The sequence below is a fragment of the Nonomuraea sp. NPDC050383 genome, assembly GCF_044459125.1.
GTDB lineage: Bacteria > Actinomycetota > Actinomycetes > Streptosporangiales > Streptosporangiaceae > Nonomuraea.
Window position 1 is genome coordinate 1 of sequence record NZ_JBITIP010000019.1, and the last position, 15,799, is coordinate 15,799.

At 73.6% G+C, this 15,799-nt stretch carries 10 protein-coding genes; 4 read left to right on the forward strand and 6 right to left on the reverse strand.

Annotation, left to right across the window (positions count from 1 at the left end):
• Positions 1-105: 105 nt before the first annotated feature.
• Positions 106-2,304, reverse strand: a complete 2,199-nt coding sequence (locus ACIBG4_RS34345) for a serine/threonine protein kinase (RefSeq protein ID WP_397205724.1) — start codon at positions 2,302-2,304, stop codon at positions 106-108.
• A 352-nt stretch (positions 2,305-2,656) separates the two neighbouring features.
• The gene (locus ACIBG4_RS34350; protein WP_397205726.1) at positions 2,657-2,929 is read right to left on the reverse strand and encodes a WXG100 family type VII secretion target; all 273 of its coding nucleotides are present in this window, start codon (positions 2,927-2,929) and stop codon (positions 2,657-2,659) included.
• 194 nt (positions 2,930-3,123) lie between these two features.
• Between ACIBG4_RS34350 and ACIBG4_RS34355 the strand changes: the two genes are divergently transcribed.
• Both ACIBG4_RS34355 and ACIBG4_RS34360 read left to right on the forward strand, forming a co-directional pair.
• Positions 3,124-4,872 carry an acetyl/propionyl/methylcrotonyl-CoA carboxylase subunit alpha gene (locus tag ACIBG4_RS34355; protein WP_397205728.1) on the forward strand — a complete coding sequence of 583 codons (1,749 nt, stop codon included), beginning with the start codon at positions 3,124-3,126 and terminating at the stop codon, positions 4,870-4,872.
• A gap of 139 nt (positions 4,873-5,011) precedes the next feature.
• Positions 5,012-6,403: a hypothetical protein gene (locus ACIBG4_RS34360; protein ID WP_397205730.1), complete on the forward strand. Its 1,392-nt coding sequence runs from the start codon at positions 5,012-5,014 to the stop codon at positions 6,401-6,403.
• A gap of 119 nt (positions 6,404-6,522) precedes the next feature.
• Here ACIBG4_RS34360 and ACIBG4_RS34365 read toward each other — a convergent pair whose 3' ends face one another.
• On the reverse strand, positions 6,523-8,247 hold the full coding sequence (locus ACIBG4_RS34365; protein WP_397205732.1) for a sensor histidine kinase: 1,725 nt from the start codon (positions 8,245-8,247) through the stop codon (positions 6,523-6,525).
• Positions 8,248-8,465: 218 nt separating this feature from the next.
• The gene (locus ACIBG4_RS34370) at positions 8,466-9,062 is read right to left on the reverse strand and encodes a TetR/AcrR family transcriptional regulator (protein ID WP_397205734.1); all 597 of its coding nucleotides are present in this window, start codon (positions 9,060-9,062) and stop codon (positions 8,466-8,468) included.
• 117 nt (positions 9,063-9,179) lie between these two features.
• On the opposite strand from ACIBG4_RS34370, the gene ACIBG4_RS34375 reads away from it, so the two are divergent.
• Positions 9,180-10,001 (forward strand): SDR family NAD(P)-dependent oxidoreductase, encoded by an 822-nt coding sequence (locus ACIBG4_RS34375; protein ID WP_397205736.1) that lies wholly within the window; start codon positions 9,180-9,182, stop codon positions 9,999-10,001.
• A 74-nt stretch (positions 10,002-10,075) separates the two neighbouring features.
• Entirely contained in the window at positions 10,076-11,812 is a 1,737-nt protein-coding gene (gene abc-f / locus ACIBG4_RS34380) for a ribosomal protection-like ABC-F family protein (RefSeq protein WP_397205738.1), read from the forward strand.
• Between the two features lie 67 nt (positions 11,813-11,879).
• Here the strand turns inward: abc-f and ACIBG4_RS34385 are convergent, their stop codons facing one another.
• Together ACIBG4_RS34385 and ACIBG4_RS34390 are read right to left on the reverse strand one after the other, a co-directional pair.
• Complete coding sequence (locus ACIBG4_RS34385) at positions 11,880-12,884, reverse strand: LacI family DNA-binding transcriptional regulator (protein ID WP_397205740.1); 1,005 nt, start codon at positions 12,882-12,884, stop codon at positions 11,880-11,882.
• Positions 12,881-15,742, reverse strand: a complete 2,862-nt coding sequence (locus ACIBG4_RS34390; RefSeq protein ID WP_397205742.1) for a glycoside hydrolase family 3 C-terminal domain-containing protein — start codon at positions 15,740-15,742, stop codon at positions 12,881-12,883. The genes ACIBG4_RS34385 and ACIBG4_RS34390 overlap by 4 nt, the downstream gene beginning before the upstream one ends.
• Positions 15,743-15,799: the final 57 nt, after the last annotated feature.

Consider the following 15,799-nt stretch of genomic DNA (forward strand, 5'->3'; position numbering starts at 1 on the left):
CCCTGGGGGGGGGGGGGGGGCGGGCCCCCCCCCCCCCCCCCCGCGCCGGCCCCCCCCCCCCCCCCCCCCCCCCCCCCCCCCCGCCCGGCGTGCCGGACGGGCGGCTCAGCCGCAGTTGGCCCAGCCGGCGCTGGTGCTGCCGCCGCCGGCGCTGCCCGAGTACTTCACGCACTTGCCCTTGGCCGGGAGATACACCGGGCCGGCGTAGTAGTCGAAGTTGCCGCTGTCGGTCTTGCTGCCGCCGCCCTGCACGTCCAAGGTGGCGCTGACGGGGGTCTTCTTGCCGATATCCGTGGTCTTGAGCGTGACCACACAGTTCTGACCGCTGCTGTTGTTGTAGAGCTGGTACGTCGTACCGCCCGCGAACGAGCTGGACCGCTGGACGTAATACCCGGAGCCGCACACCGAGGTGGGGCTGTGGGGGTTCGTCCTCGGAGCCTCGGTGGTCTTGGTCGGCGTCGGCTTCGGAGCCTGGGTCGTCTTGGTCGGCGTCGGCTTCGGAGCCTGGGTCGTCTTGGTCGGCGTCGGCTTCGGAGCCTGGGTCGTCTTCGTGGGCGTCGGCTTCGGAGCCTGGGTCGTCCTGGTCGGCGTCGGCTCCGGCTCCCTCGTCGGCTCCTTGGTGGGCTCCTTCGTCGGCTCCTTGCTCGGCTCGGGCTCCTTGGTGGGCTCCTTGCTCGGCTCCGGCTCCTTCGTCGGCTCCTTGCTCGGCTCGGGCTCCTTCGTCGGCTGGGGGTCCTTGCTGCGCTCGGGCTCCTTGGTCGGCGACTGCTCCTGAGTGGGCCTGGCGGACCGCGACCTGGTCTGCTCCGCGCTCGCCGTGGGCTGGCTGACCGTGGGCTGGCTGACCGTGGGCTGGCCCGTCGGCGGCGTGACCGGCTGCGTGACGACAGGCGCGGGCGTCGGCACCGAGCTCAGCTCCGGCGTGGGCGCGCCGTCCGACGGCCAGTCCGTCGTCAGCTCGATGGGCGCGATCCCCGTCGGATCGGCACTCGGCGTGTCGGCCCAGGGGACCGTCACCTCCGGCTGCGACTGCTGCGGGTCGGGCTGCCCCGGCTGCCCGGGCTGCCCCACCTCCTGCTGCGGCCCCAGCGCCTTGCCCAGGCCGCTCAGCACGTTCTTGTCGCCGGTCGGCGTGGCGGAGCCCGCGGCGACCGTCTGAAGGCGCACGTCCGCGTACTGGCTCGCCCCCCACAGGCCCACACCCGACACGAGCACGACGGCGGCGACCGCCGCGGCGAGCCCGACCGGGAACGGCCTGCGTCGGACGGTCGTCCTCTCCCCCTGCTGCGGGACGCGCCACACCTGCTGCTGGTCCTGCGGCGGCCCCCACGAGGGTCCGGCCTGCTGCTCGGGCGGCGGACCCCACGCGCCCGGCTGCTGGACGGGCACGCCCTCCAGCGGCGGCTGATGCGCGGAGGGCGGACCCCACGCGCCGGGCTGCTGGACGGGCACCCCTTCGAGCGGCAGCTGCGCGGGCGGCAGGAGCTCGGTCCGCTCCTGCGGCGGCACCGGCGCGACCGGGGCGATGCCGCCCGCCTGCACGGCGGCGCCGTCCTCGCTCCCCTTGTCGCCGAGGAGCTGGAGCAGCGCGGTGTAGGTGGTCGGGCGCTGCGCCACTTCCTTGGACAGCGCCGTCAGCACCACCCGGCGCAGCGGCTCCGGCAGGCCGTCGAGGTCCGGCGCGCCGTTGAGCACCGCCTCCTCCTCGTGGCCGAAGGGAGGCCGGCCGGTGGCCGCGAAGGCGACGACGGCCGCCCAGGCGAACACGTCGGCGTACGGGCCGTACCCCAGGCCCCTGATCTGCTCGGGCGCGCGGTAATCGATGTCACCGGCGGCCTCGCCGAGGTCGACGTCGGTCACCGCCGGGCCGTCCGTGCCGAGGATCACGTTGTGCGGGGTGAGGCCGCGGTGCGTGATGCCGGCCAGGTGGACGGCGGTCAGGGCGGTGAGCACGCCCACCGCGATGCGCTCCAGGGCGTCGCCGGTGATCGGGCCGTCGGCCGCGACGGCCTCGGCGAGGCTGCGGCCCTCGATGTGCTCCCGGACGACGTACGGCCGCTCCTCGTGCAGGCCCGCGTCCAGCACCTTGGCCACGGACGCGGAGGAAATACGCCGGACGGCGGTGAACCGCTGCGCCTGTTCCGGTCCCGCCCCCGGCACAGGGGGCAGCAGCTTGATCACCCGCAGGGACGCGTCGTCGGCCTCCTGACCGAGGAAGGTGGTACCTCGCGGGCTCCCGTCGAGCCGCCCGATGACGGCGTACTCGCCCAACCGCTCAGGGTCCCCCGGCCGCAGAGGGTGCATCTTACTTCCCTTCAGGTCAAAGCATGACGTGAGGCATATTTAGCCGAATTCTGTCACTTTTGTATCAGTAGTTTCGGTCCGGCGTCCGGCAATCGCCCGCCGACGCTTCCGTGGGCGAGAAGCCCTTCGCGAGGCCACGCGCGGGCGACCTTTCACGGACATCCAGGTGACGGGCCCGGCGGTGCCCGGACCCTCCGCCCTCCCGCGAGATCCGGTGCCCGGCGTTGATGAATTCGTGATCCAGCGGCATCGGGTTCGTTACCGCAGATTCACGGCGGCGCCCCATTCACGCATGCTTCCGTACACAACGAAAAGCCCCGGCTCGCGCCGGGGCCTTCGCGAAGCTCTTCGTTCAGCGGGTCGCGGACTCGATGTTGCCGCGGTAGGTATTGATGACCCGGGCGGCCTCCTGCAGCTCCTCGGTCATCCGCTGGAAGGCGGTCCGGTAGTTCTGCCAGGCTCCCTGGAAACGGATGGCACCCTGGCCGGTCCAGGCCGTGCCGACCTTCGCCGCCTCGCGGTCGAGAGCGGTCATCGTGGTGCGCACCGCCTCCGACTGCTGGGTGAACTGCGTCGCCATCGACTGCATTTCCGCGGGGTCGCCACCGAGCAGGTTCTGGCCCATGCATACCTCCTGGATCGTCGTGATAGCGCACTCACCATAGGCGCGCCGCGGGGGCCCATCGCCCCTGTTATGCCGAGCGGCTATGGTCGTCCAGAGGATCATTCGGTTTCCCCGTGCGGCTCGGGGCACCTGGGGGGAGCCGGTGGCCGGCACCTAGACTCCGTTGAGTGCCCGTCGAGGAAGGACGAACGTCGGTGCAGAAGGTTCTCATCGCCAACCGCGGCGAGATCGCCGTGCGCGTGGCCCGCGCCTGCAAGGACGCCGGCATCGCCGGCGTGGCCGTCTACGCCGACCAGGACCTCGACTCCCTGCACGCCAGAACGGCCGACGAGGCGTACGCGCTGGGCGGCCGGTCCCCCGCCGAGACCTACCTCGACATCGGCAAGCTGCTGGACGTCGCGCGCCGCTCCGGCGCCGACGCCGTCCACCCCGGATACGGATTCCTGTCCGAGAACGCCGACTTCGCGCAGGCCGTGATCGACGCGGGCCTGACCTGGATCGGCCCGCCGCCCGCCGCCATCGCCGCGCTCGGCGACAAGGTGCGGGCCAGGCACATCGCGCAGAAGGTCGGCGCCCCGCTGGTCGCCGGCACCAAGGACCCCGTCTCCGGCGCCGCCGAGGTCGTCGCGTTCGCCGAGGAGCACGGCCTGCCGATCGCCATCAAGGCCGCGTACGGCGGCGGCGGGCGCGGAATCAAGGTGGCCCGCCGCATCGAGGAGGTCGCCGAGCTGTACGAGTCGGCCGTGCGCGAGGCCGTGGCCGCCTTCGGCCGCGGCGAGTGCTTCGTCGAGCGCTACCTCGACCGGCCCCGCCACGTCGAGACCCAGTGCCTGGCCGACCGGCACGGCGGCGTGGTCGTCGTCAGCACCCGCGACTGCTCTCTCCAGCGCCGCCACCAGAAGCTCGTCGAGGAGGCGCCCGCGCCGTTCCTCAGCGACGAGCAGATGGAGATCCTCCGCTCCAGCTCCAAGGCCATCCTGCGGGAGGCCGGCTACGTCGGCGCGGGCACCTGCGAGTTCCTCGTCGGCCAGGACGGCACGATCTCCTTCCTGGAGGTCAACACCCGCCTCCAGGTCGAGCACCCGGTCACCGAGGAGGTGTCGGGCATCGACCTGGTGCGCGAGATGTTCCGCATCGCCGACGGCGAGCCGCTCGGCTACGACGACCCGGTGCTGCGCGGCCACTCGATCGAGTTCCGTATCAACGCCGAGGACGCCGGCCGCGGCTTCCTGCCCGCCCCCGGCACGCTGACCGTGCTGCGCGCCCCGTCCGGGCCGGGCGTCCGGCTCGACTCCGGCTACGAGGCCGGGATGACCGTGCCCGGCACGTTCGACTCGCTCATCGCCAAGCTGATCATCACGGGACGCACCCGGCGGGAGGCGCTGGAGCGCAGCCGCCGTGCCCTGGCCGAGTTCGAGATCGGCGGCATGCCGACCGTCCTGCCGTTCCACCGGGCGATCGTGTCCGACCCGGCCTTCACCGCCGAGCCGTTCTCCGTCCACACGCGGTGGATCGAGACCGAGTTCGACAACACGATCGCGCCGTACGACGGCGAGCAGGCAGCCGCCGAGCCCGCCGCCCGCGAGAGCGTGACGGTCGAGGTCGGCGGCAAGCGCCTGGAGGTCGTGCTCCCCGCCGGCCTCGGCGCGGCCACCACCGCCTCCTCCCCGGCCACCGGACGGCGTCCCAAGCGCGGCGGCGGCGCGCAGAAGACGGCGGCGGGCGGCGACGCCCTGGTCAGCCCCATGCAGGGCACGATCGTCAAGGTCGTCGCGAGCGACGGTGACACGGTGGCCGAGGGCGACACCGTCGTGGTGCTGGAGGCCATGAAGATGGAGCAGCCGCTGGCCGCCCACAAGTCCGGCACGATCACCGGCCTCGGCGCCGCAGTCGGCCAGGCGGTCACCTCCGGCGCGACAATCTGCGAGATCAAGGACGCCTGACCTGCGGACCTCCGGGTAGAGGGTCCCGGGAAGGCGCCGTCACGCGGCGCACCCGTCCGTACGAAACAAGTAACGTGCCCCAGTGAGGAACTTCGCCGATCGCCCGTTCGTCCTCAAGGGCGAAGGAGGCTTGCTGCCCATGATGCATTCGCTGCGCCGAACCGGGGCCGCGATCGCGGCTCTGTTCGCCGGTCTGCTCGTCGTTCTCGCACTCTCCCCCGCGGCAACCGCGGCGGCGGCGCCGCCTGACGCGCAGTCCGTCGTGTCCTACTGGAAGGACAAGAAGGACCCCCTCTACGTGGAGTCCGGCTCGCCGCTGACGTCGGACCAGCAGTCCGCCATCCGCGAGACGCTGAAGGACTCCAAGAGCGACGTCTACGTCGCCGCGCTGCCCGACGGCTCCGTGACCGACCCCAAGGGGTACGTCAGCGGGCTCGGCCAGGCCACCGTTCAGGCCAAGGGCGGCGGTCAGGTGACCGTGGTCGTGCTCGACGGCACCTCGATGTTCGCCATGTCCAACTTCGGCGGGTCCGGCGCCACCGACCGGCTGTCCAAGCTGGCCGTGCGCAACCACAAGGACGACATGGCCGCCGGCATCGACGACTTCGTCTCCCGGGTCAACCTGATGGCCGAGGGCAAGAGGTCCGCACTCGACTCCGGCCCGGTGGGCGGCGACGGCGGCGGCTCCGGCGTGCTCGTCGGCCTCGGCGCGATCGCGCTGGTCGGCGGCGGCGGCTACTTCCTCTACTCCAAGAACAAGAAGAAGAAGCAGGCCATCCAGGACGCCAAGGACCTGGCCGCGGTCAAGCAGACCGTCGAGGAGGACGTCACCAAGTTCGGCGAGGAGATCACCGGGCTCGACACGGACGTCACCCTGGCCGGTCAGGGCGGCACCAACATCCACGAGTGGCAGCAGGCGCTCGACGCCTACGAGAAGGCCAAGACGCAGCTCGCCGCGGTCCAGCGGGCCGACCAGGTGCGCGAGGTCACCCAGACGCTGGAGGACGGCCGCTACGCGCTGGCCGTGGTGAAGGCCAGGGTCAACAACCAGCCCGTGCCCGAGCGGCGCGCGCCCTGCTTCTTCAACCCGCAGCACGGCCCGTCGGTGCGCGACGTCCGCTGGGCCCCGGCCGGCGGCGCGGTGCGCGACGTGCCCGCCTGCGCGGCCGACGCCGAGGCCGTCGAGCGCGGCTTCGACCCGCAGATGCGCGAGGTCATGGTCAACGGCGAGCGCCGGCCCTACTACGACGCCGGCCCCGCCTACCAGCCGTACGCCTACGGCTACTACGGCGGCTTCGGCGACGTCATGACCGGCATGTTCATCGGCACCATGATGGGCAGCATGTTCCACGGCGGCTTCGGCGGCTACGGCGCCGGCTACTCCGACGGCGGCGGCGGTGACTTCGGCGGCGGCGGTGGCGACTTCGGCGGCGGTGGCGGCGGCGACCTCGGCGGCGGTGGCGGCGGCTGGAGCGACTTCGGCGGCGGCGACTTCGGTGGTGGCGACTTCGGCGGCGGCGGCGACTGGTAAGCCGGCACGTCTCACCGCATGATCGGGCGCGTCCCCTCCGGAGGGCGCGCCCGTCGCGTCTCCGCCCTCACTCCCGCCGTCACGTCTCCGCCCTCACTCCCGCCGTCACGTCTCCGCCCTCACTCCCGCTGGCCGACCACGGCCTTGGAACGGAGCCGGTCGCCCGCGAAGCACAGCCGGTAGGCGTCGTCGTCGAAGGCCCGCACGGTGTAGTACACGCAGCTCTCACCGGCCGGGGGCGGCGGGGCGCCGTCGGGCGGGCCGTCCATGGTCACCGCGGGCAGATGCGCCTCCACCTCACCGCGCGTGGCGCCCACCGTCAGCCCGTCGTACGTGTCGCGCGGCAGGACGGACAGCGACGAGCTGAGCAGCCAGACGGGGATCATTAGCAGCAGGATGCCGGCCAGCACCGCCAGCGGCACCATCACGGTCTGCGCCAGGCCGCGGCGCACCTCCCGCTCCGCCCGGGCCAGCTCGGTCGCGGACGTGCCGCGGACGGGCTCGCTGGCCGGGCGCGCCGCCGTGTTCGCCTCGGTGGGCAGCTCGGCCACGACCTCGAACCCTCCTCCCGGTACGGGACCCGCGCGCAGCGCGCCGCCCGCCAGCCGTACCCGCTCGTCCAGGCCCACCAGCCCGGCACCGCCCGACACGGCGCGCGCCACGGGACCGGAGGCGTCGGCGGGCCCGTTGGCGACGGTCACCAGCAGCGTGCCGCCCTCGCGGGACACCCGGACGCGCACGGGCGCGCCGGGGGCGTGCTTGGCGGCGTTCGTCAGGGCCTCCTGGACGACGCGGTGCGCGGCCAGGGCGGTCATGGGGGGCAGGCCGGCGAGGTCGTCCAGGCGTTCCAGGTCGACGGCGAGACCGGCGGCGCGGGCCCGTCGGACCAGCGCGAGCGGGCTCCCGGCGGCGGACCGCCCACCTCCACTCCCATCGTCCCCCTGCTCGCCGTCGTGAAGCTGATCGTGAAGCTGATCGTCGCCCGGCCGGTCGTCGTCGGTGCGCAGGACTCCGACGATGTCGCGCAGGCGCTCGGTCGCCTCGGCGGCGGCCGCACGCAGCTCCGCCGCCACGGCCTGGTGCCGGGGGTCCAGCGCGGGGTCGAGCTGGAGCGCGGCGGCCCGCATGGCCATGAGGGTCAGGTCGTGCCCGAGCGAGTCGTGCATGTCGCCCGCGATGCGGGCCCGCTCGCGCATGCGGGCCTGCGCGGCGACGGCCCGCTGCTCGCGCTCCATGCGGTCGGCCAGCCGCCATCCGGCGCGGGCGAGGGCGGCGTACTGCCGGCGGTACCGGCCGAGCTGCCACGGCACCACAACGACAAGCAGCAGGATGATCAGCAGCGATGACCAGCCCCACAGCCGGTCCGGCGACAGGAACGCGCACAACGGCAGCCCCGCGGCCCCGACGGCGGCGAAGAACCACAGCACCGGCCGGGCCGCCACCCGGCCGCCGGCCAGGAAGGCGAGGACCGCGAGCGCCGGCCAGTACGGCGCGGCGAGCAGCTCCACGTCGAGCGCCAGCCCGAGCGCGACGGGCACGGCCAGCGCCACGAGCGGCCACCGCCGGCGCACGGTCACGGCGACGCCGAGCAGCGGCAGGCCGGCGGCCGAGACGAGCGCCTCGCGTCCCTCCAGGACGAGGGCACCCGCGAGGGCGGGTATGGCGAGCAGCAGCCACAGGACGACGCCCCGATGCCTTCCGAGCCGGCCCGTCACGCGACTGACCTGCCGGGACACCAGGCGCCTGACGAGCCGGGCCGCCAGGGCGGGCCGCCGCAGCCGGGGAGGTTCCGTCCGAGGGAGCCCCGGCTCGGGTTGCCGCGGCTGGGGGAGCACATCACGCACATCAGGCATGCTTGCAGCCCGCCGCCGCCCGCCCGCCATCCGCCCCTCCCCTGGTCATCCCGCTCCCCAGGGACTGTAGAAGGCCGGCCGGCCCGGTGTGACCCTCCCTTCGGCACCCCTTGGCCCTGACCAAAGTCAGGTGCCCGCGCCCCGCGGAAGGACCGGAGCCGCGACCAGGAGGTCGTGCAGGTGGGTCGGTGGCCGCATGGCCGCTCAGGCTACTCGGGGCGGAACGCGCGAAGGGTGGTCTCCACGAGCGCGTCGGCGTACTCCGGGGTGAGCGGCCCGGAGCGGAGCAGCCAGCGCTGGTAGAGAGGGGCGTACAGCACTTCCAGCACCAGATCGAGGTCGGCGTCCGCGGCCAGCTGGCCTGCTCGCCGGCCGCTGCGGAGCCGTTCCTTCTTGGCTTCGTCGACGGGGCCGGCCAACTTCTCGCGATACATGGCGGCCAGGGTGGGATCGCCGATGATCTCCATGTTGAGCGCCCTGACGGGTGCTTCGAACGCCGGGTCCGCGAACTCGGCGACGGTCGCCCGCATGACCGTCTTGAGGTCGGCCTCGAGGTCGCCCGTGTCGGGCAGCCGAACGCCCTCCCCGCCCTCGCTGAGCACCAGGAACGAGTCGAAGATCACCGCCCCCTTGGACGGCCACCAGCGGTAGATGGTCTGCTTGCCGACTCCCGCCCGGGCGGCGATGGCCTCGATCGTCACCTTGGCGTAACCGAGCTCGGAGACCAGATCGCGCGCGGCGTCGAGGACGGCCCGCCGGGATCGCTCGTTGCGGCGGGCGGGGTTGGGTGTTCTGGGGTTGGGCACGCCCCAAGCATACCACCAAACGAGACGATACGTTTCGTCTTGACATCGGGGCGTCGCGCCTGCAGACTCTGCTTTCACGAGGCGAACCGTCTCGTCTCATGAATGCGAGGAGACCACGTGACAACCCCCCGCGTATGGTTCATCACCGGCGCTTCCAGAGGCCTGGGCCGGGCCTTCGCCGAGGCGGCGCTCGCCGCCGGGGACCGCGTCGTGGCCGCCGCGCGCGACCTCGGCCCGCTCGGCGACCTCGCCGCCGCGCACCCCGACAGCCTCGTACGGCTGACGCTGGACGTCTCCGACCGCGCGGCCGTGCGGGACGTGGTGGACCGGGCGGCGCAGGCGTTCGGACGGCTGGACATCGTGGTCAACAACGCCGGCACGATGCTGTTCGGCATGGTGGAGGAGGCCACCGAGGAGCAGATCCGCGCCCAGTTCGAGGTCAACTTCTTCGGTGCCGTCTGGGTGGCCCAGGCCGTCGTGCCGTACCTGCGGGCGCAAGGGTCCGGCCACATCCTGCAGGTCACCTCGATGGGGACCGGCGGCGGGTTCGCGTCCGTCGGTTTCTACGCGGCGAGCAAGAGCGCGCTCGACTCGGTGAGCCAGGCGCTGGCCATGGAGGTGGCGCCGTTCGGGATCAAAGTGACGATCGTGCAGCCGGGCGGGTACGGCACGGACCTGTTCACGCGGGGCACCACGACGACAGAGCCACTCCCGGAGTACGAGGCGCTGCGCGCCAGGCTGGCCGAGATGTGGGGCGAGGACGCCGGTCCCGACCCGAGCACCGCGGCGCCGGTGGTCATGGAGCTGGCCGGCCTGGCGGAGCCGCCGCTGCGGCTGATCGTCGGCGGCGCCTCCTACGACATGGTCCAGCAGATGGACCAGGCCCGCGCGGAGGAGTACCGGGCCTGGGAGCACCTCAGCCGGCAGGCTCCGGGCTGAGGCGGGCGTCAGTCCACGCGTCGGGAACGAGCCGAGTTGTGGACCCGAGGAGTCAACCGCGCCGAGAAGAGGAGATGGGCCCCATACGTACCGCCGCCCAACTGGCACTGACCGAGATCACCAAGCGTTACGGCACCCGCGTCGTCCTGGACCGTGTGTCACTCACCATCAAGTCCGGCGAGCGGATCGGGGTGATCGGCGACAACGGTTCGGGAAAGTCCACGCTGATCAGGCTCATGGCGGACGCCGAACGGCCGGACAACGGCGAGCTCGTGGTCGTCGCGCCCGGCGGCGTCGGCTACCTGCCGCAGTCGCTCGCGCTGCCGCCGCACGCGACGGTGGCCGATGCCGTCGATCTGGCGCTGGCGGACCTGCGAGAGCTCGAAGCCCGGATGCGGGCAGCCGAGCGGTCACTCGCGGAGACCGGCACGGAGGCGCGCGCCGGCCAGGATGTCCACCCGGGGGCGGAGGCCTGCTCGGGCCTGCCGGCGCTGGACGTCTACGCGCGCCTGGTGGCGGAGTTCGAGGCGCGGGGCGGCTACGAGGCCGACGCTCGTGTGGACGTCGCGCTGCACGGGCTGGGGCTGCCCCGGCTGGACCGGAGCCGCCCGCTGGGCACGCTCTCCGGTGGCGAGCGCTCCAGGCTCGCCCTGGCCGCCACGCTGGCATCCGCTCCTGAGCTGCTGCTGCTCGACGAGCCGACCAACGACCTGGACGACCGGGCGGTGGCCTGGCTCGAACAGCGCCTGCGCGCCCACCGGGGCACGGTCGTGGCGATCACGCACGACCGGGTGTTCCTGGAGCGGGTGACCACCGCCATCCTGGAGGTCGCCGACGGGCAGGTGCGCCGCTACGGCGACGGGTACGCCGGATACCTGGCGGCCAAGGCCGCCGAACGCGCCGCACAGGCGCGGGCCCACGAGGAGTGGAAGACGGAGTTGGACCGGCATGCCACGCTGGTGGCGGCCAACGCGGGGCGACTCTCGGCCATCCCGCGCAAGACGCCCAAGGCGGGCATGGGGACCGGGACCTGGCGGGCCCGCTCGCGTACACACGGGGCCGCCGGGCGCATCCGGCAGTCGCAGCAGCGGCTACGGTGGCTCACCGAGCGCCCGGCGCTGCCGCCGCCCGAGCCGCTGCGCTTCACCGCCGCCCTCGCCACCTCGGGAGCCGCCGCCGGGACCGAAGTGGTCACGCTCGACGGCGTGGAAGTGGCGGGGCGGCTCCGCCTGGAGTCCCTGGCCGTCCACGCCGGTGAGCGGCTGCTCGTCACCGGTCCGAACGGGGCGGGCAAGACCACGCTGATGCGCGTACTCGCCGGAGAGCTGCGGCCGGACGCGGGCGAGGTACGGCGGGCCGGCCGGGCCGGGTTCTTCCGGCAGGACGAGCCGGACACCGGCGACACGCGGCCGGCCGGCCGGGCCAAGGGTCTTCGGCAGGACGGGCCGGCCGGGGCGGCGGAGTGGACCGTGCTGCGGGCCTACGCGCATGGACGGCTCGGGAGCCTGGACGAGCACGCGGACGCGCTGCTCGCCCTGGGGCTGTTCCGGCCGTCGGACCTGGGGCTGCGCGTCGGAGAGCTGTCCTACGGGCAGCGGCGCCGGATCGAGCTGGCACGGCTGGTGAGCGAGCCCGTGGACGTGCTGCTGCTGGACGAGCCGACCAACCACCTGTCGCCGATGCTCGTGGAGCAACTGCAGGAGGCGCTCGTCTCTTACGACGGCGCGCTGGTCGTCGTGACGCACGATCGGCGCCTGCGGGCCTCCTTCACCGGCTCCCGGCTGGAACTGGACGAGGGGGTGGCGGCATAGCCGGCCGGGGCCGCCACGGGTCCGCCGTCCCGGCCGGCCCCGCGACCCCGAAGAGTGCCCGGCCTGGTCAGGTGCTGGAGCGGATGGCGAGGTGGGGTGGGAGGAGGGTGGCGTCCGGGACCTGGCGGCCTTCGAGTTTCTCCATCACCAGGCGCACCGCCTCCCTGCCGACCTCCTCCGCCGGGATCAGGACCGAGGTGAGCGGGGGGCTGGCGCGTTCGGCCACGTCGTCCGGGCAGATGGCGACCACGGCGACGTCCTCCGGCACCCGCCGCCCGAGCTGGCGCAGCGCGCCGAGCACGTGGTTGACGGCCGACTCGTTGTGGACGACCAGGCCCGACAGCGCCGGCCGTTCGGCGAGCAGGCGGGTGATGGTCGTGTGGACCTCGTCGAACGTCTCCTCGCACGGCAGCGCGAGCCCGTCCAGCCCGTGCGCGGCGACCGCCTCGGTGAAGCCCTCCCTGGTACGGCGGGCGAAGCCCGTGCCCCGGTCGTAGACGACGTGCGGGGCGCCCAGCAGCGCGATCTGCCGGTGTCCCCGCTCCGCGAGGTGGGCGACGCAGCGGGCGCCGGCGGCGGCGAAGTCCAGGTCGACGCAGGTGAGGCCGGCGGGCTCGGCGGGGAAGCCGATGAGCACGCTGGGCTCGGCCAGCTCCCTCAGCAGCGGCGCGCGGCGGTCGTGCAGCTCGACGTCCATGAGGACGAGGGCGTCGACGAGCGCGCTGGCCGCCACCCGCCGGATGCCCTCGGGGCCCTCGTCGGCCGTCAGCAGCAGCACGTCGTGGTCGAAGCTGCGGGCGGCCGTCACCACGGCGGTGGCGAAGCGCATGAGGACCGGCACGTGCATGCCGGCTCGTAACGGCAGCACCAGGGCGATCACGTTGGACCGCTTGCTGGCCAGGGAGCGGGCTCCGGCGTGCGGGTGGTAGCCGAGCGTGCTGATGCTGTCGAGCACCCGCCTGCGGGTGTCGGCCGAGATGGTCCGCTTGCCGCTGAGCACGTACGAGACGGTGCTGACGGCGACGCCGGCGTGCCGGGCGACCTCGGCGATGGTGACGGCGCGCCCGCTCAATCGCCCGCTCCGCCGTTGGACGGGCCGGCCGGCCCCCAGGTGAGGCCGGCGAGCGTGACGCCGTCGTTCTCGAACACGACATAAACATCGTGGACCCCGCCGGGACCCGCAAGCGGTGCGGTGAGGGTCTGGAGGGCGTGGCGGCCGGTGCGGGGCACGGGGAAGGCGGCCAGCGCCTCGCCGTAGAGGGGGTCACCGAGCCGCAGGGTGATCACTCCGCCCTCGGCCGAGCCGGCCGTCACCGCGCACGAGGCGGTGCCGGCCAGGTCCACCTGCCGGAACGCGATCCAGGCGCCCTCGACCTCCGAGCGGACCGCCTCGCCCTCGACCGGGTCGGCGTCCACGAACGCGACCGCGTCGTACTCGTCGTGGTCCACGGCCCGCAGCGGCCCGGTGCGGGGCGGTACGGTCTCGCCGGGCACCTCGAAGTCGGCGCACAGCCGCAGGTCGGTGGCGCTGCGGCCGACCATGAGCCGGTGCGGCGCGTCCTCCACGACGAGCCGGCCCCGCGTCACGTCCCAGAACGCCAGCTCCTCCACCGGCAGGCGGAGCGTCACGGTGCGGCTCTCGCCGGGCGCGAGCCGCACCTTCTCGAAGCCGCGCAGCCGGCGCAGCGGCTGTTTGACGCGGGAGCGCCGCTGGCGCGTGTAGAACTGGACGACCTCGACGCCTTCGCGGGCGCCGGTGTTGGTGACCGTGACCTCGGCGGTCACCACCCCGTCCACGAGCCGGACGCCCAGGTCGGCGAAGCCGAAGGTGGTGTAGCTGAGGCCGTGCCCGAACGGGTGGAGCGGGGTGCCGCGGAAGTACAGGTAGGTGGCGTCGGCCGTGATGATGTCGTAGTCGAGCAGGTCGGGCAGCTCCTGGGCCGAGCGGTACCACGTCTGGGTGAGCCGGCCCTCGGGGTCGGCGTCGCCGAACAGCACCTCGGCCAGGGCGTGGCCGTACTCCTGGCCGCCGTGGGCCGACCACAGCACGGCGGGCACGTCCGGGGTGGTCCAGGTGAGGGGGTAGCCGCTGGTGACGACCATGACGGTGCGCGGGTTGGCGGCGCGGACGGCGGCGAGGACGGCGTCCTGGGCCGGGGCGAGGGCGAGGCTCGTGCGGTCCTCGGTCTCGCGGCCGTTGACCAGCGGGTGGTCGCCGACCACGACGACGGCGACGTCGGCGCCCGCGGCCAGCTCCGCCGCCTGCCGGGCGCCGCTCCTGACCACGTCCATGGCCAGCCATGCGGCCCGGTCGGCGTCGTCCACGAGGCGGAGCACGCCGTCGTCACCGAGGCCGACGTAGCAGCCGGTGGCGATGTGCCGCAGGGCGAGCAGGCCGCGTGGCCGGTCCTCGACGCGGAACGTCTGGCGCACCTCCCAGCCGTTGGGGCCGGGCTGGTCGTTGACGAGCACCCCGTCCTCGGCCGACACGAAGCGGCCGGTGGCGGCGGCCCGCAGCGCGTAGGCGCCGCCGCCCCAGTCGAACACGTCGAACAGGTCCGCCGAGCCTCCGGAGCCGGCCGCGACGCTCAGCGGCCCGCCGGCCGGGTCGGCGGTCACGGGCCCGGCCTCGGCGGTGAGTGTCACCCGGTCCACGCCCTCGCAGAACACGATCGCGCACCGCTCGGCCAGCCCGGCGCGGGCGGTCACGGAGTACGGCAGCGTGCCGCTGTACCAGTCCTCCATGAGCGTGTCGCCGAGCTGTCCGATGACCGCGACCCTGGTGACGGGTCCGAGGGGCAGCAGCCCGTCGTTGGCCAGCAGCACGATGGAGCGCCGCGCGGCCTCCCGGGCGAGGTCCTGGTGCGCGGGGCAGTTGACGACCTCCTCGGTGACGTCGTCGTACGGCGTGGCGGGGTCGAACTCGCCGAGCCGGAACCGGATCGACAGGACGTGCCGGACGGCCCGGTCCACGTCGGCCTCGGTGAGCAGGCCGCGGCGCACCGCCTCCCGGAGGTGGCCGAGCGTGGCCTCGGGCCGGTCGTCGTCCTGGGTGAAGCTGTCGAGCCCGGCCTTGACGGCGTGCGCGTACGCCTCGGGCAGGGTCTCGTGGTAACCCTGGACGCCGGTCAGGTTGGCGGGGGCGTAGGCGTCGCTGACCACGAGGAGGTCGTCGGGCGCCCAGGCGCGCAGGACCCGCTCGATCAGCGGGCTGAGGTGCGCGGGCCGGCCGTTGACCAGGTTGTACGACGGCATGACAGCGACGGCGGCGCCGCTCTCGATGGCGGGCCGGAAGGCGGGCAGCTCGTACTCGTGCAGGACGCGCGGCGGCAGGTTGCTGGAGGTGGAGCAGCGGTCGGTCTCGTTGTTGTACGCGAGGAAGTGCTTGAGGGTGGGGGCGGTGCGCAGCACCGTGGGATCGCTCCCACGAAGCCCATGGGCATACGCCTCGCCCATGAGGCCGGTCAGCCAGGGGTCCTCGGAGTAGCCCTCCTCGTTGCGGCCCCAGCGCGGGTCGCGCAGCGGGTTGACCACCGGCGCCCAGACGTTGCGCCCGGCGCCGGACGGGTCCTTGTGGTGGAAGGCGAGCACCTCGTCGCCGGTGGCCTCGCCGACCCGGCGCACCAGCTCGGGGTCCCAGGTGGAGGCGAGGCCGATGGCCTGCGGGAAGACGGTGGCGGGGCCGAGCCAGGCGAGCCCGTGCAGCGCCTCGGTGCCGGTGCGGAACGGGCCGAGGCCGAGCCGCTCGACGGGTGCCTGGTACTGGTGCAGCAGGCCGAGCTTCTCGTCGAGGGTGAGCCTACGGGCCAGGTCGGCGACGCGTTCCCGAAGCGGGGCGCCGGGGTCCCGGAAAACAGAGAGATCAGAAGGGAGGTCGTGGGAGACGTCGCGGGGGAGGTCGCGCAAGGGGGCGCGGAAGGGTTCGTGCATGGCCATCCCTCTGAGACTGTCGAAGCGCTTCGACGACCGGCCGGGGAAGTTACGGGG